The 18,249-nt window shown below is 71.1% G+C and carries 16 protein-coding genes; 11 read left to right on the top strand and 5 right to left on the bottom strand.

Annotated elements, in window-relative coordinates; translation table 11 throughout:
• Positions 1-22: 22 nt before the first annotated feature.
• The 4 genes from ACFYXC_RS06500 to ACFYXC_RS06485 are packed head-to-tail and all read right to left on the bottom strand — an operon-like array spanning position 23 to position 3,813.
• Positions 23-478, bottom strand: coding sequence for a MaoC family dehydratase (locus ACFYXC_RS06500; protein WP_388926614.1), 456 nt, complete (start codon positions 476-478; stop codon positions 23-25).
• Positions 479-489: 11 nt separating this feature from the next.
• Positions 490-1,998 carry an o-succinylbenzoate--CoA ligase gene (gene menE / locus ACFYXC_RS06495; RefSeq protein WP_389547635.1) on the bottom strand — a complete coding sequence of 503 codons (1,509 nt, stop codon included), beginning with the start codon at positions 1,996-1,998 and terminating at the stop codon, positions 490-492.
• Positions 1,988-2,893 carry an amidohydrolase family protein gene (locus ACFYXC_RS06490; protein WP_389547632.1) on the bottom strand — a complete coding sequence of 302 codons (906 nt, stop codon included), beginning with the start codon at positions 2,891-2,893 and terminating at the stop codon, positions 1,988-1,990. Before ACFYXC_RS06490 ends, menE begins: the two co-directional genes overlap by 11 nt.
• A gap of 2 nt (positions 2,894-2,895) precedes the next feature.
• Positions 2,896-3,813 carry an SDR family NAD(P)-dependent oxidoreductase gene (locus tag ACFYXC_RS06485; RefSeq protein ID WP_389547630.1) on the bottom strand — a complete coding sequence of 306 codons (918 nt, stop codon included), beginning with the start codon at positions 3,811-3,813 and terminating at the stop codon, positions 2,896-2,898.
• A 272-nt stretch (positions 3,814-4,085) separates the two neighbouring features.
• On the opposite strand from ACFYXC_RS06485, the gene ACFYXC_RS06480 reads away from it, so the two are divergent.
• From ACFYXC_RS06480 to ACFYXC_RS06465, 4 genes are all read left to right on the top strand, one after another.
• Entirely contained in the window at positions 4,086-4,556 is a 471-nt protein-coding gene (locus ACFYXC_RS06480; RefSeq protein ID WP_388926626.1) for a MarR family winged helix-turn-helix transcriptional regulator, read from the top strand.
• 13 nt (positions 4,557-4,569) lie between these two features.
• Positions 4,570-5,331: an IclR family transcriptional regulator gene (locus ACFYXC_RS06475; RefSeq protein WP_389547627.1), complete on the top strand. Its 762-nt coding sequence runs from the start codon at positions 4,570-4,572 to the stop codon at positions 5,329-5,331.
• 97 nt (positions 5,332-5,428) lie between these two features.
• A complete protein-coding gene (locus ACFYXC_RS06470; RefSeq protein WP_389547624.1) occupies positions 5,429-6,379 on the top strand; it encodes a DUF72 domain-containing protein in 951 nt (316 codons plus the stop codon).
• Positions 6,380-6,557: 178 nt separating this feature from the next.
• Entirely contained in the window at positions 6,558-7,934 is a 1,377-nt protein-coding gene (locus ACFYXC_RS06465; RefSeq protein WP_389547621.1) for a glycoside hydrolase family 16 protein, read from the top strand.
• An 80-nt stretch (positions 7,935-8,014) separates the two neighbouring features.
• Here the strand turns inward: ACFYXC_RS06465 and ACFYXC_RS06460 are convergent, their stop codons facing one another.
• Entirely contained in the window at positions 8,015-8,983 is a 969-nt protein-coding gene (locus tag ACFYXC_RS06460; RefSeq protein ID WP_389547618.1) for a helix-turn-helix domain-containing protein, read from the bottom strand.
• Between the two features lie 145 nt (positions 8,984-9,128).
• Between ACFYXC_RS06460 and tkt the strand changes: the two genes are divergently transcribed.
• The 7 genes from tkt to ACFYXC_RS06425 all read left to right on the top strand — a co-directional run bounded on the left by tkt (position 9,129) and on the right by ACFYXC_RS06425 (position 18,235).
• Complete coding sequence (gene tkt, locus ACFYXC_RS06455) at positions 9,129-11,204, top strand: transketolase (RefSeq protein ID WP_389547615.1); 2,076 nt, start codon at positions 9,129-9,131, stop codon at positions 11,202-11,204.
• A 19-nt stretch (positions 11,205-11,223) separates the two neighbouring features.
• Entirely contained in the window at positions 11,224-12,369 is a 1,146-nt protein-coding gene (gene tal, locus ACFYXC_RS06450; RefSeq protein ID WP_389547613.1) for a transaldolase, read from the top strand.
• 179 nt (positions 12,370-12,548) lie between these two features.
• Entirely contained in the window at positions 12,549-14,132 is a 1,584-nt protein-coding gene (gene zwf, locus ACFYXC_RS06445) for a glucose-6-phosphate dehydrogenase (RefSeq protein ID WP_389548401.1), read from the top strand.
• A complete protein-coding gene (gene opcA, locus ACFYXC_RS06440) occupies positions 14,129-15,091 on the top strand; it encodes a glucose-6-phosphate dehydrogenase assembly protein OpcA (RefSeq protein WP_389547610.1) in 963 nt (320 codons plus the stop codon). Before zwf ends, opcA begins: the two co-directional genes overlap by 4 nt.
• Positions 15,084-16,733 (top strand): glucose-6-phosphate isomerase, encoded by a 1,650-nt coding sequence (pgi, locus tag ACFYXC_RS06435; RefSeq protein WP_389547608.1) that lies wholly within the window; start codon positions 15,084-15,086, stop codon positions 16,731-16,733. Before opcA ends, pgi begins: the two co-directional genes overlap by 8 nt.
• A 15-nt stretch (positions 16,734-16,748) precedes the next feature.
• Entirely contained in the window at positions 16,749-17,633 is an 885-nt protein-coding gene (gene gnd / locus ACFYXC_RS06430; RefSeq protein WP_389548399.1) for a phosphogluconate dehydrogenase (NAD(+)-dependent, decarboxylating), read from the top strand.
• Between the two features lie 14 nt (positions 17,634-17,647).
• A complete protein-coding gene (locus ACFYXC_RS06425) occupies positions 17,648-18,235 on the top strand; it encodes a histidine phosphatase family protein (RefSeq protein WP_388916820.1) in 588 nt (195 codons plus the stop codon).
• The last annotated feature ends 14 nt before the right edge of the window (positions 18,236-18,249 follow it).

Genomic DNA, 18,249 nt, shown 5'->3' with positions numbered 1-18,249 from the left:
CCCGCGTTCCGCAAACCGTTCCTCACACGTAGAACCGGGACAGACTCCGCAGCACCGCCGCCGGTTTGTCCACCCCCTCGATCCCGATCACGCCGTCGACCGCGATCTGCACACCCCCCGCCACGTCCTGGACGTCCGCCAGTCTCCCGGCGAGCCGGATTCGCGATCCCGCCCTCACCGGCGAGGGGAACCGCACCTTGTCCAGCCCGTAGTTGACCTTCGTGGTCACCCCCCGGACGTCCAACAGCTCCGTGAAGAGCGGGATGAAGAGCGACAGCGTCAGATACCCGTGCGCGACGGGTGCCCCGAACGGCCCCTTCGCGGCCCTCCGCGCGTCGACGTGGATCCACTGGTGATCACCCGTGGCGTCGGCGAACGTGTTGATCCGCTCCTGGGTGACCTCGGTCCACGCACTGGTCCCGAGGTCACTTCCGGCCAGCTTCCGGAGTTCGTCGACCCCGTTCACGATGATGCTCATGGCGCACTCCTTCACGGGGACCCGGTCCCGTACCGCTCACGGACACGGGATTTGAGCAGCTTGCCGGAGGCGGTCCGCGGCAGTTCGTCCGCGAGCACCACCGACTTCGGGATCTTGTACCTGGCGAGTCGTGCGGCAAGGGACGCGAGGACCTCGCCGGGGTCCAGCTCGACGCCTTCGCGCGGTACGACGACCGCCCGCGGCACCTCGCCCCACGTCTCGTCGGGCACGCCGATGACCGCGCACTCGACGATGCCGGGGTGGGCGAGGAGCTGGTCCTCTATCTCGGCGGGGTAGATGTTCTCCCCGCCGGAGATGATCATGTCCTTCATGCGGTCGACGACGGTCACGTACCCGTCCTCGTCCACCCGGGCGGCGTCCCCGCTGCGGAACCAGCCGTCGCTGAACACGGCGGCCGTCTCCTCGGGCAACCCCCAGTAGCCGGGCATGACATGCGGCCCCCGTACGACGATCTCGCCGGTCTCGCCCACGTCGGCCGGGGTGAGGTCGGGCCGCACCACGCGGACGTCGCTGAAGAAGTGCGGTACGCCCGCCGAGCCCGCCTTGGCGACCGCGTGTTCGGCGTCGAGGAAGAGCACGCCGGGCGCGGCCTCGGTCATGCCGTAGCCCTGGAGGAAGGTGAGGCCGCGCTCCTGGTAGGCGGTGATGAGCGGGGTCGGCACGGGCGCGCCGCCGCAGCTCAGCATCCGCAGCGAGGACAGGTCGGCGTCGGCCCAGCGCGGATGGCGGGCCACCCGCGCGAACATGGTGGGCACGCCGAACATGAAGGTGATCCGGTGCCGTTCGACCAGCTCCAGGGTCTCGGCCGGGTCGAATGCCTCGACGAGGACGCAGGTGCCGCCCTTGAGGAGGACCGGGAGCGTCAGCATGTTCAGGCCCGCCGTGTGGAACAACGGGGCGCTGACCAGCGCGCGTTCGTCCGCGACGAGGTCCTGGTCGACCAGGACGTTGACGGCGTTCCAGGTGAGGTTGCCGTGGGTGAGCATCGCGCCCTTGGGACGGCCCGTCGTCCCCGAGGTGTACATGATGACGCAGGTGTCGTCGGCGGTGACGGGTTCGTCGATCGGCTCGTCGGAAGCCGCGCCGAGCCACGCGTCGTACGCGGCGCCCACTTCGACGTACGCACGCGCCTCGCCGCTGTCCGCCGGCCCCGCGACCAGCCCCTTCGCCGAGGGCCCGTACACGAGGACCCGTGCGCCGGAGTCGCTCAGCTGGTAGGCGATCTCAGGTCCGGCGAGGCGGGTGTTCAGCGGTACGAAGACCGCGCCCAGCGTGCCGGCCGCGAACAGGGTCTCCAGGTAGGAGGGGTGGTTGGGGCCGAGATAGGCGATCCGGTCGCCGCGGCGCACCCCGCGGGCGCGCAGGGCGTGCGCGAGGCGGGTGGTGCGCTCGTGGAGTTCGCCGTACGTGAGCGTCGTGTCGTGGTGGATCAGGGCGGTGCGGTGGGGGGTCTTGCGGGCCCGTCGGGCCGGCCACGACCCCAGTCCCTCATTGCGCATGCCGTACCCCTTCCGGCTCGGTGAGTCCGAGCAGGCGGGCGGCGTTCTCCTTGAGGATCTTCGGGCGGACCTCGTCCTTGACGGGCAGCTTCGCGAAGTCGGCGAGCCAGCGGTCCGGGGTGAGGACCGGGTAGTCCGAGCCGAACAGCACCTTGTCCTTGAGCAGCGTGTTGGCGTACTGGACGAGCTGCGGCGGGAAGTACTTCGGCGACCAGCCGGACAGGTCGATGTGGACCCCCGGCTTGTGCGTGGCGACCGCGAGGGCCTCGTCCTGCCAGGGGAAGGACGGATGCGCCAGGATGATCTTCATGTGCGGGAAGTCCGCGGCCACGTCGTCCACGTGCAGCGGGTTGGAGTACTTGAGCCGGATGCCTCCGCCGCCCGGCACCCCGGCGCCGATGCCGGTCTGCCCGGTGTGGAACAGGGCGATCGTGCCGGTCTCCTCGATCACCTCGTACAACGCGTACGCCACGGCACGGTCGTCGGGGAAGAAGCCCTGGATGCTCGGGTGGAACTTGAAGCCCTTCACCCCGTACTCCTCGACCAGGCGGCGGGCCCGCCGCACGCCCGCCCTCCCGCGGAAGGGGTCGACGGACGCGAAGGGGATCAGTACGTCCGGGTGGGCGGCGGCCGCCTCGGCGACCTCCTCGTTCGGGACGGGTTCGGTGCCGGTGGCGGACTCGGCGTCGACCGTGAAGATCACGGCGGCCATCCTGCGCTCGCGGTAGTACGCCGCCGTCTCTTCAAGGGTCGGTCTCCGTTTCCCCTCGACCTTGAAGTAGGCGCTGGACGCCGCGTGCAGGTCGTCGTCGAGCGAGGACGCGCCCTTGGAGGACACCTCGGCGTGGGTGTGGACGTCGATCGCGACGAGTTCGTCCACGTCGATGGCCGCCATGGTCACGCCTCCGGGAGCTTCGGCGCGGGGATGCCGACGCTCTGCGGCTCGGCGCCCAGCGTGGCCGGCCAGACGGCGGCGAGCGCGTCCGGCGTCCAGCCGCCGTCGGCGTACGCCGCTTTGATCTCCTGGGGGTGCGACCACAGGGTCACCCTGTCGCCGCCGATGCCGATGGCCTGCCCGGTGACCCCGCGGGCCGCCTCGGAGGCCAGGAACGGGACGAGGGCGGCGCAGTCCTCGGGGGTGCCGAAGCCCTCGCCCCTGCGCAGGAAGTCCGGCAGCGGCTCGCCCTGGCGCGCGGCCTCGACGTACGGGGCGAAGGCGGGGACGGTCTCGGTCATCGCGGTCGCGGCGACCGGGACGATCGCGTTGACGGTGATGCCGGCGCGGCCCAGCTCCATCGACCAGGTACGGGCCATGGCGGCGATGCCGGCCTTCGCGGCGGCGTAGTTGGTCTGGCCGAAGTTGCCGCGCTGCCCGGCCGGTGAGCCGACGAGGATCAGCGTGCCGCCCGCGCCCTGCTCGCGCATGCGTACGGCGGCGGCGCGGGCGCAGGTGAAGGTGCCTCTCAGGTGGGTGGTGAGCACCGCGTCGAAGTCGTCGTCGGTCATCTTCCACAGAACCCGGTCGCGCAGGATGCCCGCGTTGGTGACCAGCACGTCGAGGCGGCCGAACTCCCCCACCGCGCGGGCCACCAGCCGGTCCGCGGCCTCGGTGGTACCGACGGCGACGACTTCGGCCACGGCGGTGCCGCCCGCCGCCGTGACCGACTTGACGGCCTGTCCGGCGGCGGCCTCGTCCACGTCGTTGACGACCACGCGGGCGCCCGCGGCGGCGAGGGCGTGCGCGTAGGCCAGACCGAGGCCACGGCCGGAGCCCGTGACGACGGCGACCTTGCCGGTGAGATCGATGCTGGGCACGAGGGGTCCCTTCGGCGAACGTACTCGGCTCGACCGGCCGCACAGCCGCGTGGCCGCACAGCCGCGTGGCCGCACAGCCGTGTGGCCCGAACGGCCCGGGCCGCCTGGGCGGTCCACAATCGAAGCTAAGGACAACAGTTGTCGACGTCAATAGTTGTTGCCGTTCGGTCCGTGCGCCATGCTGGTTCCCGTACGCCGCACCGCACCCCTCGCGGGGAGCCAGGACCAGGGAGCCCGCCATCGCCCGCCAGCCGCATGCCGCCGACCCCGCCGTGGAGCCCGCGCCCCTCGACGACCAGGAACCGTGGATGCGCGGCCTGCACGCGGACACCGGCTACCTGCTGTACCGACTGGGCCTGCGCTCGGGTCAGTTGTTCAACGCGTTCCTCCAGGAGTCGGGGCTGCGGCTGCGGCACTACGCGCTGCTGCGCTTCCTGGCCACCTCCGAGGGCGCGCTCCAGCGGGAGCTGAGCGCGCGGCTCGGCTACGACCCGAGCGCGATCGTCGGCCTCGTCGACGACCTGGAGAGACTCGGGTTCGCCGAGCGCCGCCCCTCCCCCGACGACCGCCGCAGCCGCACCGTGGTACTGACCGGGGACGGGCGCGCCTTCCTGCGTGACACCGACGAAGCGGGACTGCGCGTGACGAACGACCTGCTCCGGCCGCTCGGCCCCGGCGAGCGGGACACCCTGCACACCCTGCTGCGGCGGATCGCCGAGACCGAGCTCGGCGCCGGCTCGTAGAGCGGCGCGGCCCATGACCTCGCTGTCCGCGCCCGGCCGCCTGCTGGCCGTGCTCGCCGCCTTCGACCACGACCACCCGGCGCTCTCCCTCACGGACATCAGCCGCCGGGCCGGCCTGTCCCTCACCACCGCGCACCGGCTCGTGGGCGCGCTCACCGACTGGGGCGCCCTGGAGCGCGACCCGGCCGGGCTCTACCACGTGGGCCTGCGGCTGTGGGAGATCGCGGCGCTCTCCCCGCGCGGGCTCGCGCTGCGGCAGATCGCGCTGCCGTATCTGGAGGACCTCTACGAAGCCACGCACGAGAACGTGCAGCTGGCCGTCCGCGACGGGTCCGAGGTCGTCTACATCGAGTGGATCTCGGGCCGGTCGGCCGTCGGCGTGAAGATCCAGGTGGGCGCGCGCTGGCCACTGCACGCGACCGGCGTGGGACTCGCGCTGCTCGCGCACTGCGAGCCGGCGTTCCAGGAGGAGTACTGCGCCGGGCCGCTCACCGGCTTCACCCCGCACACCCTGACCGATCCGGCCGCGCTGCGCCGCGCTCTCGCCGAGGTCCGCCGCACCGGCGCGGCGGTGAGCGACCGTCAGATCACCGACGACGCGCTGTCGGTGGCCGCGCCGGTACGCGGTGCGGGCGGGCCGGTGGTCGCGGCCGTCTCGGTCGTGGTGCCCGAACGCGACGCGCGGACCCCCGCGTTGATCCCCGCGGTACGGCTCGCCGCGCGCGGGATCTCCCGGGCGCTGGGGTGGCAGCCGGACGATCCGCGCAGTCCGTGACCCGCGGGGCGGCGGGGGCCGTTCGCGCGGTTCCCCGCGCCCCCGGAACGATCGTCCGTACAGGTGTCGAGCAGCGCCACCGGGCTACTGGTGGGACATGGGAAACACACGTGTCGGTACCTGTTCGTGGACGGATCCGAAGCTGGTGGCCAGCGGCTGGTACCCGTCGGGCCACCGTGACGCGGAAGGCAGGCTGCGGTACTACGCCGAGCGCTTCCCCGTCGTGGAGGTCGACTCCACGTACTACGGTCTGCCCAGTGAGCGGAACAGCGTCCTGTGGGCCGAACGGACCCCGGACGGCTTCCGGTTCGACGTGAAAGCCTTCTCGCTGTTCACCGGCCACCCCACCCGGGCCGCCGCCCTGCCGGCCGACCTCCGCTCCCTCCACGCCCGTGACTCGGGCGATCCCGGGCTGCTGGACGAGCTGTGGGAGCGGTACACCTCGGCACTCGAACCACTGCGGCGGACCGGACGGCTGGGCACGCTGCTGTTCCAGTTCCCGCCGTGGTTCGGGCCGGGCGACCGGGCCGAGGCCGTCCTGCGCGGGTGGGCGCGGCGGGCCGCCGGGTGGCCGCTCGCCGTGGAGTTCCGGCATCCGGACTGGTGGTCGCCGCAGCGGTGGGCGGCGTCCGCGGACCTGCTGACGCGGCTGGACATGAGCGCGGTCAGCGTGGACATGGCGCAGTCCGTCGTCGACGCCGTCCCGCCGGTCGACGTCGTCAGCACGCCGCGGCTGGCGGTGGTCCGTTTCCACGGGCGCAGCCGGTCATGGGGGTCCGGGAGCAAGGAGGACCGCTTCCGGCACACGTACACGCCCGACGAGTTGACGGGGTGGCTGCCGCGGCTGCGTTCGATGGCGGAGCGCGCCGAGGAGCTCCACGTCCTGTTCAACAACTGCTGCGCCGACGCGGCCGTCCGCGCGGCGGAGACGATGAGCGACCTGCTCGCCGCACCCGGACCGGCATCGACACCCGCACCCACACCCGCGTCGGTGCCGGCACCCGCGCAGGCGCCGACCGCGCCGACCGCCTCCCGGCCCGCTCGCTGACGTTCCCGGGCCGTCCGCCCCCGGCCCGGGAACCCCGGCCGGAACCTCACCCCGCACCGAAACCGCCGCACCCCTTGACGACCGGAGTGCCGGAGAGCACATTGGCCGCGCAGCTGCGATGAGAGCGCTCTCAGAAACCGCATCCGCGCACCCCCACTCCGCATCCGAAGAGGCACCCATGAGGGACACTTCCGGCACATCCCCGAGACGCGCCCGACTAGGACGCGCGCTCGTCGCACTGGTCGGCGTGCTGAGCCTGGCGGCGGCCGGGTCGGCGGCGGCCGACGCCCCCGCGCCGCCCAGCGGCTGGACCCAGGTCTTCGTCGACGACTTCAACGGCCCCGCGGGCACCGGTGTGAACACCGCCAACTGGCAGTACGCCACCGGCCACGGCTACCCGGGCGGGCCCGCCAACTGGGGCACGGGCGAGATCGAGAACATGACCTCCAGCACGAACAACGTGGCGCTGGACGGGAGCGGCAACCTGCGCATCACCCCGCGGCGCGACGCCGCCGGCAACTGGACGTCGGGCCGGATCGAGACCAACCGCACCGACTTCCAGCCGCCCGCCGGGGGCAAGCTGCGCGTCCAGTCCCGGATCCAGATGCCGAACGTGACGGGCGCCGCCGCCCGCGGGTACTGGCCCGCGTTCTGGATGCTGGGCGCGCCCTACCGCGGCAACTACCAGAACTGGCCGAGCGTCGGTGAGCTGGACATCATGGAGAACGTCCAGGGTCTGAACACCGTGTGGTCCACGATGCACTGCGGGACCAACCCGGGCGGGCCGTGCAACGAGACGACCGGCCTCGGCGGCTCCACCGCCTGTCCGGGCGCGACCTGCCAGGCGGGCTTCCACACGTACGGCATGGAGTGGGACCGCTCGACGAGCGTGGAGGAGATCCGCTTCTACGTCGACGGCAACAACTACCACACCGTGCGGGCGAACCAGGTCGACGCGACGACCTGGGCGAACGCCACGAACCACGGCTTCTTCATCATCCTGAACGTGGCGATGGGCGGCGGCTTCGTGGACGCCTTCGGCGGCGGACCCGACGGCGCCACGGTGCCCGGTCACCCGATGGTCGTGGACTACGTCCAGGTACTCACGTCGGGCGGCGGCACCACTCCTCCCCCGACCGGGAACCGTGACGCGTACAGCGCGATCCAGGCCGAGTCCTTCGACGGGCAGAGCGGTACGTTCACCGAGACCACCACCGACTCGGGCGGCGGCCAGAACATCGGCGCCCTCGCCAACGGCGACTGGGCCCACTACAAGGGCGTCAACTTCGGCTCCACGGCGGCCAGGCAGTTCTCCGCCCGGGTCGCGAGCGGTGCGGGGAACGCGGTCAGCGGCCTCGTCGAGGTCCGCCTGGACAGCAGGACGAACGCACCCGTCGGCAGCTTCTCCGTGGGCAACACCGGTGGCTGGCAGAGCTGGCGGACCGTGCCCGCGAACATCAGCGGCGTCACCGGGACCCACGACGTCTATCTGACCTTCACGAGCGGTCAGCCGGCGGACTTCGTGAACGTGAACTGGTTCACCTTCGGTCGCTGACCGGTACCGGCCGAGGGAACCGCGACACGCACCCGGGACGTGGCGGGGCGGCCGTCCTGGCCGCCCCGCCACGGCGTGTCTCAGCGCAGTTCCGCCCGGAACGCCACCGGTGTCGCCCCCGTGTGCTGGGTGAAGAACTTGGAGAAGTTGGCCGCGTCGGGGAAGCCCACGGCCGCGCCGATACGGCCGATCGGCATGTCCGTGTGGGCCAGCAGGCGTTTGGCCTCCAGGATCACCCGTTTGTCGATGAATCCCTTCGGGGTCTCGGCGGTCGCGGCGCGGACCGCGCGGACGAGCGTGCGCCGGGAGTAGCCGAGGGCGTCGGCGTAGGCACTGACGCTGTGGTTGGTGGCGAAGCCCTTCTCCACGGCCTCGCGGAAGCGGACGAAGGTGCTGTCGGCCTGTTCGTGTGCCGGACCGGTGGCGCCGGCCGCCAGATGGGCGAGGCGCAGCAGGAACGCGGTCAGACTGTGCCGCAGTACCGCGGTGTGCAGGCTGAGCGGCAGGGTGCCCGTGTCGACGTACTCCCGCTCCAGCTGGGCCAGGGAGTTCTCCAGGGCGGTGCGCCGGGCCGGGTCGGGGTGCAGCAGCGGGGGCCGGTCGTAGCGGTAGAGGCCGGTCGCCTCGACGGTGGCGCGGGGCAGGAAGCCGGGCTGCATGAGGAGGGCCGTGCCGCGGTAGTCCGCCGCCGAGGAGAAGCGGTGCACCTGACCCGGTCGGATCCACAGGATGTCGCCGTCCCCGGCCTCGTACTCGTCGAAGTCGATCATGTGCCGGACGGGGCCCCCGCGGAAGAGCAGGACCACGTGGTAGTCGATGCGGTGGACCCGCTCGATCCGTTCACCCGGATGCCAGCCACGGCCCGACTCCATCGGGCCCACCTGCATGCCCACGCCGAGGACGCTCAGGCCGACGGGGAAGGGAAAGGTCCTGATCCCGGTCCGGTCGCTGCCCTGTCCGTCGCCCCGCCCGCTTCCCCGCCCGTCTCCTTGTCCGTCCCCCTGCCCGTCCTCGTGTCCGTCCGTGTATCGGCTGCTCGTGTCCGCCATGTCCTTCTCGTACCGCTCGGTCCCGTGGCCGTTGTCCCACTTTCACCGAAGGCTGACACAGACGCACCTTCCAGAGAAAAAGTCAGACTTTTAAGGTTGAACGCAATAGAGCATTCATTGGGCTTCCAGCGAGGATTTGTTGAACATGAGTGAGCGGACACCTGACAGCCTGGAGTGGACCGAACTGGACCGGCGAGCCGTCGACACGGCCCGTCTGCTGGCCGCCGACGCCGTGCAGAAGGTGGGCAACGGCCACCCCGGCACGGCGATGAGTCTGGCTCCGGCCGCGTACACCCTCTTTCAGAAGGTGATGCGTCACGACCCCGCGGACCCCGAGTGGACCGGCCGCGACCGCTTCGTCCTCTCCCCCGGCCACACCTCGCTGACCCTCTACACCCAGCTCTTCCTCTCCGGCTACGAGCTGGAGCTCGACGACCTGAAAGCGTTCCGCACCCACGGCTCGAAGACGCCGGGCCACCCGGAGTACGGCCACACCGCCGGGGTCGAGACCACCACGGGACCGCTGGGCCAGGGTGCCGCCAACGCGGTGGGCATGGCCATGGCCGCCCGCTACGAGCGCGGCCTCTTCGACCCGGACGCGCCCGAGGGCGGGTCCCCCTTCGACCACACCGTCTGGGCGATCGTCTCCGACGGCGACCTTGAGGAGGGCATCTCCGCCGAGGCGTCCTCGCTCGCCGGTCACCAGAAGCTCGGCAACCTCGTCTTCCTCTACGACGACAACCACATCTCGATCGAGGGCGACACCGCCACGGCCTTCTCCGAGGACGTGCTGAAGCGGTACGAGGCGTACGGCTGGCACGTGCAGCGCATCGAGCCCTCGACGGACGGCGACATCGACGTGCACGCGCTGCACGCCGCCCTCACCGCCGCGAAGGACGAGACCGGCCGCCCCTCCATCATCGCGATGCGCACGGTCATCGCCTGGCCCGCCCCGAACGCCCGCAACACCGAGGCGGCGCACGGCTCGGCGCTCGGCGCCGAGGAGATCGCGGCCACCAAGCGGCTGCTGGGCTTCGACCCGGAGCAGACCTTCGAGGTGTCCGACGAGGTGCTGGCGCACACGCGTCAGGCACTCGACCGCGGCGCCGAGGCCCACGCCGCCTGGAACAAGCGGCTCGCCGAGTGGCGTACCGCGCAGCCCGAGCGCTCGGAGCTCTTCGACCGGATCGTGGCCGGGCAGCTGCCCGAGGGCTGGGAGAGCGCGCTGCCGGTGTTCGAGGCGGGCACCTCCGTGGCGACCCGCGCGGCCTCCGGCAAGGTCCTCCAGGCGCTCGGCGGTGTGCTGCCCGAGCTGTGGGGCGGCTCCGCCGACCTCGCCGGCTCGAACAACACGACCATCGACAAGACGAGTTCGTTCCTCCCCCGGGGCAACCCGCTGCCGGAGGCGGACCCGTACGGCCGCACGATCCACTTCGGCATCCGCGAGCACTCCATGGCGGCGGAGATGAACGGCATCGCGCTGCACGGCAACACGCGCGTCTACGGCGGCACCTTCCTGGTGTTCTCCGACTACATGCGCAACGCCGTCCGCCTCTCCGCCCTCATGCAGCTCCCCGTGACCTACGTGTGGACGCACGACTCCATCGGCCTCGGCGAGGACGGCCCCACCCACCAGCCGGTCGAGCACCTGGCCTCGCTGCGCGCCATTCCCGGGCTGAACCTCGTCCGCCCGGCCGACGCCAACGAGACCGCCGTCGCCTGGGCGGAGATCACCCGGCGGCATGCCACGAACCCGGCCCCCCACGGTCTGGCCCTCACCCGTCAGGGCGTACCGACGTACGAGGCGAACCAGGACGCGGCGAAGGGCGGATACGTCCTGCGCGACTCCTCCACCGGGACGCCCGACGTGATCCTGATCGCCACCGGCTCCGAGGTCCACCTCGCCGTCGCGGCACATGAGCAGTTGGAAGCCGAGGGAGTGGGCACACGAGTGGTGTCGATGCCGTCCGTGGAGTGGTTCGAGGAGCAGTCCGCCGAGTACAGGGAGAGCGTCCTGCCGACATCCGTGCGGGCCCGCGTGGCGGTCGAGGCCGGCATCGGCCTCACCTGGTACCGGTACGTCGGTGACCACGGACGCATCGTCTCCCTCGAGCACTTCGGCGCCTCCGCCGACGCCGGGACCCTGTTCGCCGAGTACGGCTTCACCGCCGAGAACGTGGCCGCGTCCGCGCGGGAATCTCTTGCCGCAGTCCGCGGTTGATCCGACCGCACGAAGGAAGATGATCACTGTGACCGAAACAACCACCACCGCCGAACCCCTGAAGGCCCTCTCCGGCGAAGGCGTCTCCATCTGGCTCGACGACCTGTCCCGTCGGCGCATCACGTCCGGCAACCTCGCCGAACTCATCGCGACGCGGCACGTCGTCGGCGTCACCACCAACCCCTCCATCTTCCAGACCGCGATCGGCTCCAGCGAGGGGTACGAGGAGCAGCTCGCCGACCTCGCCACGCGCCGCGTCACGGTCGACGAGGCCGTACGGATGATGACCACGGCCGACGTGCGCGCCGCCGCCGACATACTGCGGCCGGTGTACGACGCGACCGGAGGCCGGGACGGCCGGGTCTCCATCGAGGTCGACCCGCGTCTCGCGGGCGACGCGAGGGCGACGGTCGCCGAGGCCAGGCAGCTCTTCTGGCTGGTCGACCGGCCGAACGTGATGATCAAGATTCCGGCGACCCGGGCCGGACTGCCCGCGATCACCGAGGTCATCGGCCTCGGCATCAGCGTCAACGTCACGCTGATCTTCTCGCTGGAGCGCTACCGCGAGGTGATGGACGCCTACCTCGCCGGTCTGGAGAAGGCCCGGGCCGCGGGCCTCGACCTCGCCACGATCCACTCCGTCGCCTCCTTCTTCGTGTCCCGCGTCGACAGCGAGATCGACAGGCGGCTGGAGAAGGTCGGCACGGACGAGGCCCTCGCGCTGAGGGGCAGGGCGGCGCTCGCCAACGCGCGGCTGGCCTACGAGGCGTACGAGGACGTCTTCGGCGGGAGCCGCTGGACCGCCCTCGGCGGGGCCCGCGCCAACAGGCAGCGGCCGCTGTGGGCCTCGACGGGCGTCAAGGACCCGGCCTACAAGGACACGCTGTACGTCGACGAGCTGGTCGCGCCCGGCACAGTCAACACGATGCCCGAGGGCACGCTGAACGCCACCGCCGACCACGGCGAGATCCGCGGCGACACGGTGAGCGGCGGCTACGCGCAGGCCCGCGCGGACCTGGCGGCCGTCGAGAAGCAGGGCGTCTCGTACGACGAGGTCGTGCGGCAGCTGGAGGACGAGGGCGTCGCGAAGTTCGAGGCGGCCTGGAACGAGCTGCTGGACGCCGTTCAGGTCTCGCTGGACAGCAAGGGAGTTGACGGCGAATGAGCAGGAAGACCCCCGAGGGGGAGCAGGCGAAGGCGGCCGGCACCGGCCAGGATGCGGCACCGGACGCGAGCGCCCCGGCCACGAAGGCCGCGAAGACCGCGGAAGCTTCCAAGGTCTCGAAGGCATCCAAGACCTCTGGAGTCTCTGAGGTCTCCAGTACCTCTGAGGTCTCCGAGGCCATGAGGGTGGCGGAGAGCGGTAAGCAGGCCGCCCCCGGATCCGAGGCCCCGGATCTCACGGACGGCTGGGTCAACCCGCTGCGCAACCCCCAGGACCGCCGTCTGCCGAACATCGCCGGGCCCTCCGGTCTGGTCATCTTCGGCGTGACGGGCGACCTGTCGCGCAAGAAGCTCATGCCGGCCGTCTACGACCTGGCCAACCGCGGCCTGCTCCCGCCCGGCTTCTCCCTCGTCGGCTTCGCCCGGCGGGACTGGGAGGACGAGGACTTCGCCCAGATCGTGCACGACTCGGTCCGCGACCACGCGCGCACCGAGTTCCGCGAGGAGGTCTGGCAGCAGCTCGCCGAGGGCATGCGGTTCATCCCGGGCGACTTCGACGACGACCAGGCGTTCGAACAACTGCGGTCGGCCGTGGACGAGTTGGACAAGTCCCGCGGTACGAGCGGCAACTACGCCTTCTACCTCTCCGTACCGCCGAAGTTCTTCCCCAAGGTCGTCAAGCAGCTCAAGAAGCACGGCCTGGCCGAGGCGCCCGCCGGGTCCTGGCGGCGCGCGGTGATCGAGAAGCCGTTCGGCCGCGACCTGAAGAGCGCGCGCGAGCTGAACCGGGTCGTGCACGAGGTGTTCGACCCGGAGCAGGTGTTCCGCATCGACCACTACCTCGGCAAGGAGACCGTCCAGAACATCCTGGCGCTCCGCTTCGCCAACCAGATGTACGAGCCCATCTGGAACCGGTCGTACGTCGACCACGTACAGATCACCATGGCCGAGGACATCGGCATCGGCGGTCGCGCCGGCTACTACGACGGCATCGGGTCGGCCCGTGACGTCATCCAGAACCACCTCCTGCAGCTGATGGCGCTGACCGCGATGGAGGAGCCCATCGCCTTCGACGCCGACTCGCTGCTCACCGAGAAGCTCAAGGTCCTCAAGTCCGTGAAACTGCCCGCGGACCTGGGCGAGCACACCGTGCGCGGCCAGTACGCGGCGGGCTGGCAGGGCGGCGAGAAGGTGTCCGGCTACCTGGAGGAGGAGGGCATCGACCCCGGGTCGACGACCGACACCTACGCGGCGGTCAGGCTGGAGATGGACAACCGCCGCTGGGCGGGCGTCCCCTTCTACCTGCGGACCGGCAAGCGGCTCGGCCGGCGCGTCACCGAGATCGCCGTCGTCTTCCAGCGCGCCCCGCACTCCCCCTTCGACTCCACCGCCACCGAGGAACTCGGCGCGAACGCCATCGTCATCCGGGTGCAGCCCGACGAGGGCATGACGGTGCGCTTCGGATCGAAGGTGCCGGGTACGTCGATGGAGATCCGGGACGTGTCGATGGACTTCGCGTACGGCGAGTCGTTCACGGAGTCCAGCCCGGAGGCGTACGAACGCCTGATTCTGGATGTACTGCTCGGCGACGCCAATCTCTTCCCCCGTCACCAGGAGGTGGAAGAGTCCTGGAAGATCCTCGACCCGATCGAGGAGTACTGGGACGCGCACGGCAAGCCGGCGCAGTACGCCTCGGGCAGCTGGGGCCCCGGGGAAGCCGACGAGATGCTCGCACGAGACGGACGGAGCTGGCGCAGGCCATGAAGATCGACCTGAGCGACACCACGGCAAGCAAGATCAACAAGGCTCTCGTACAGGGCCGCCGCGCCATCGGCACGCCTGCCGTGGGCATGGTCCTGACGATGGTCATCGTGACGGACGAGGAGAACGCGTACGACTCGATCAAGGCGGCCGAGGAGGCGTCGCACGAGCATCCCTCGCGCACCCTGGTCGTCATCAAGCGGCACGCCCGCACCCCTCGCGACCGCACCAACTCCCATCTGGACGCCGAGGTACGGGTCGGCGCCGACGCGGGGACCGGTGAGACGGTCATCCTGCGGCTGTACGGCGAGGTGTCGGACCACGCCGACTCGGTGGTCCTGCCGCTGCTGCTGCCGGACGCGCCCGTCGTCGTCTGGTGGCCGGTGGACGCTCCGGAGGTCCCGGTGAAGGATCCGCTCGGCGCGCTCGCCCAGCGCCGCATCACCGACATGTACGCGGTGGAGACCCCGCTGGAGGCCCTGGAGGCGCGCGCCGCGGCGTACGCGCCGGGTGACACCGACCTGGCCTGGACCCGGCTCACCCCGTGGCGTTCCATGCTCGCCGCCGCCCTCGACCAGGCCCGTACGGAGATCACCTCGGCCGCCGTCGAGAGCGAGGCCGAGAACCCGAGCGCGGAACTCCTCGCCCGCTGGCTGGAGGCCCGTCTCAAGGTGTCCGTCGAGCGGATCGTCACCGCGGGGCCCGTGGTGACCGCCGTGCGACTCGGCACCGGGAACGGCGAGATCGTCATCGACCGGCCCGAGGGCCCGCTCGCGACGCTGTCCCTGCCGGGCCAGCCCTCGCGCACCCTCGCGCTGAAGGTCCGCAGCACCTCCGAACTGATCGCCGAGGAACTGCGCCGGCTCGACGCGGACGAGATGTACGCCGTCGCCCTGCGCGGCGACGAGACCGGCACCGGTACCGGTGCCGAGGCGGGCGCCGAGGGGGCGAGCCGTGTCTGACACACCGAGGCTGACCCGCCGCCCCGAGTGGACCGCCCTGGAGGACCACCGGGCCGGCCCGCTCCTCCATCCGCACCTGCGTGGGCTGTTCGCGGCGGACCCGGACCGCGCCCGGCGGTACACGGTGCGCGTGGGCGACCTGCACATCGACTACTCGAAACACCTGATCACCGACGAGACACTCGCACTGCTCCAGGAACTCGCCCTCGCCACCGGGGTGTTCGCCCTGCGCGACGCGATGTTCCGCGGTGAGCGCATCAACGTCACCGAGGACCGGGCGGTCCTGCACACCGCGCTGCGCGCCCCGCGCGACGCGGTCGTCGAGGTCGACGGCGAGAACGTCGTGCCCAAGGTGCACGCCGTGCTCGACCGGATGACCGACTTCGCCGAGCAGGTCCGCTCCGGCAAGTGGACCGGTCACACCGGCCGGCGCATCCGGACCGTCGTCAACATCGGCATCGGCGGCTCCGACCTCGGCCCGGCCATGGCGTACGACGCGCTGCGCGCCTTCACCGACCGGGACCTGACGGTCCGCTTCGTGTCGAACGTGGACGGGGCCGACCTGCACGAGGCCGTGCGGGACCTGGACCCGGCCGAGACGCTGTTCGTCGTCGCCTCGAAGACCTTCACCACCATCGAGACGATCACCAACGCCACGTCGGCGCGGTCCTGGCTGCTCGCGGGCCTCGACGGTGACGCGGCAGCCGTGGCGAAGCACTTCGTGGCCCTGTCGACGAACGCGGAGAAGGTCGCCGACTTCGGTATCGACACGGCCAACATGTTCGAGTTCTGGGACTGGGTCGGCGGGCGCTACTCGTTCGACTCGGCCATCGGCCTGTCCCTGATGCTCGCGATCGGCCCGGACCGCTTCCGGGAGCTGCTCGACGGCTTCCACCTCGTCGACGAGCACTTCCGCACGGCCCCGGCGGAGGCCAACGCACCGCTGTTGCTGGGCCTGTTGGGCATCTGGTACGGCGACTTCTTCGACGCCCAGTCGCACGCGGTGCTGCCGTACTCGCACTACCTGTCCAAGTTCACGGCGTACCTGCAGCAGCTGGACATGGAGTCCAACGGCAAGTCCGTGGACCGGCAGGGCCACCCCGTCGAGTGGCAGACCGGCCCCGTCGTCTGGGGCACGCCCGGCACCAACGGACAGCACGCCTACTACCAGTTGCTCCACCAGGGCACGAGGACGATCCCGGCCGACCTGATCGGATTCGTCAACCCGGTCGCCGAGCTCGGCGGTGAACTCGCCGCCCAGCACGACCTGTTGATGGCGAACCTCTTCGCGCAGGGCCAGGCACTCGCGTTCGGCAGGACCGCCGACGAGGTACGGGCCGAGGGGGTGCCCGAGGAGCAGGTGCCGCACCGCACGTTCCGCGGCGACCACCCGACGACCACGATCCTCGCGCGCGAGCTGACCCCGTCGGTCCTCGGCCAGCTGATCGCCCTCTACGAGCACAAGGTGTTCGTGCAGGGCGCGGTCTGGAACATCGACTCCTTCGACCAATGGGGCGTCGAGCTCGGCAAGGTCCTCGCCAAGCGCGTCGAACCCGCCCTCACCGAGGGCGCCGACGTCCCCGGCCTCGACCCGTCCACCACCGCCCTCGTGGCCACGTACCGCACTCTCCGGAAGAAGTGAACTGACATGACTGCGATGCAGCTGGGACTCATCGGCCTCGGCAAGATGGGCGGCAACATGCGCGAGCGCATCCGCCGCGCGGGCCACACCGTCATCGGATACGACCGCAACCCGGAGCTCGCCGACGTGAGCAGCCTGACCGAGCTGGTGGGCAAGCTCGAAGGGCCGCGTGTGGTGTGGGTGATGGTCCCGGCCGGTGCCGCGACCCAGTCCACGATCGACGAGCTCGCCGAGCTCCTGGAACCCGGTGACGTGGTCGTGGACGGCGGCAACTCCCGCTGGACCGACGACGAGAAGCACGCCGCGGAGCTGGAGGCGAAGGGCATCGGCTTCGTCGACGCGGGCGTCTCCGGCGGCGTGTGGGGCCTGCAGAACGGCTACGCCCTCATGGTCGGCGGCGACGCCGGGCACATCGAAAAGGTCCAGCCGGTCTTCGACGCCCTCAAGCCCGAGGGCGACGCCGGGTTCGTCCACGCCGGCAAGGTCGGCGCCGGCCACTTCTCCAAGATGGTCCACAACGGCATCGAGTACGCCATGATGCAGGCGTACGCCGAGGGCTGGGAGCTCCTGCAGGCGGTCGACTCCGTCACGGACGTGCGGGAGGTCTTCCGCTCCTGGCAGGAAGGCACCGTCATCCGCTCCTGGCTGCTCGACCTCGCGGTCAACGCGCTGGACGAGGACGAGCACCTGGAGCAGCTGCGCGGCTTCGCCCAGGACTCCGGCGAGGGCCGCTGGACCGTGGAGGCGGCCATCGACAACGCCGTGCCGCTGCCCGCGATCACCGCGTCGCTGTTCGCGCGGTTCGCCTCCCGGCAGGACGACTCACCGCAGATGAAGATGATCGCGGCCCTGCGCAACCAGTTCGGCGGCCACGCCGTCGAGTCCGCGAAGCAGAAGTAGGAGTCGCGGCAGTCATGGGTGATCTCCTCCTCGTCCGGCACGGCGAGACCGAGTGGAGCAGATCGGGACAGCACACCAGCTGGACCGACCTGCCCCTCACCGCACACGGCGAGGAGCAGGCGAAGTCCCTCCTCCCGCTCTTCGCCGGGCGGTCCTGCGTCCTCGTGCTGACCAGTCCGCTCCAGCGTGCGATACGGACCGCCGAGCTGGCGGGCCTGACCGGGGCCGTCGTCGACCCCGATCTCCACGAATGGGACTACGGGGCGTACGAGGGCATCAGGACCGTCGACATCCACCGCACCCGCCCCGACTGGTACCTGTGGAACGACGGGGTGCCGCCGGGGCCGGACGGACATCCGGGCGAGTCCCCCACGGAGGTGGGCGAGCGGGCCGACCGGGTGCTCGCCCACGCGGCGAAGTCGCTCGACGACGGTGACGTGGTGCTGGTGGCGCACTCGCACTTCTTGCGCGTCCTGACCGCCCGGCGGCTGGGCCTGCCCGCCTCGGACGGGCGCCTGTTCCGGCTGGACACGGCCACCGTCAGCCGGCTCTCCCTGGAGCACGGCCGCCCGGTCCTGGCGGAGTGGAACGCCAAACCGTAGGAATTCGGGGCCCC

This window comes from Streptomyces sp. NPDC002701, from assembly GCF_042889045.1.
In the GTDB taxonomy this organism is placed as follows: Bacteria; Actinomycetota; Actinomycetes; order Streptomycetales; family Streptomycetaceae; genus Streptomyces.
Note: the sequence above shows the minus strand (reverse complement) of the source record. Positions and strands in the feature narration are given on the sequence as shown.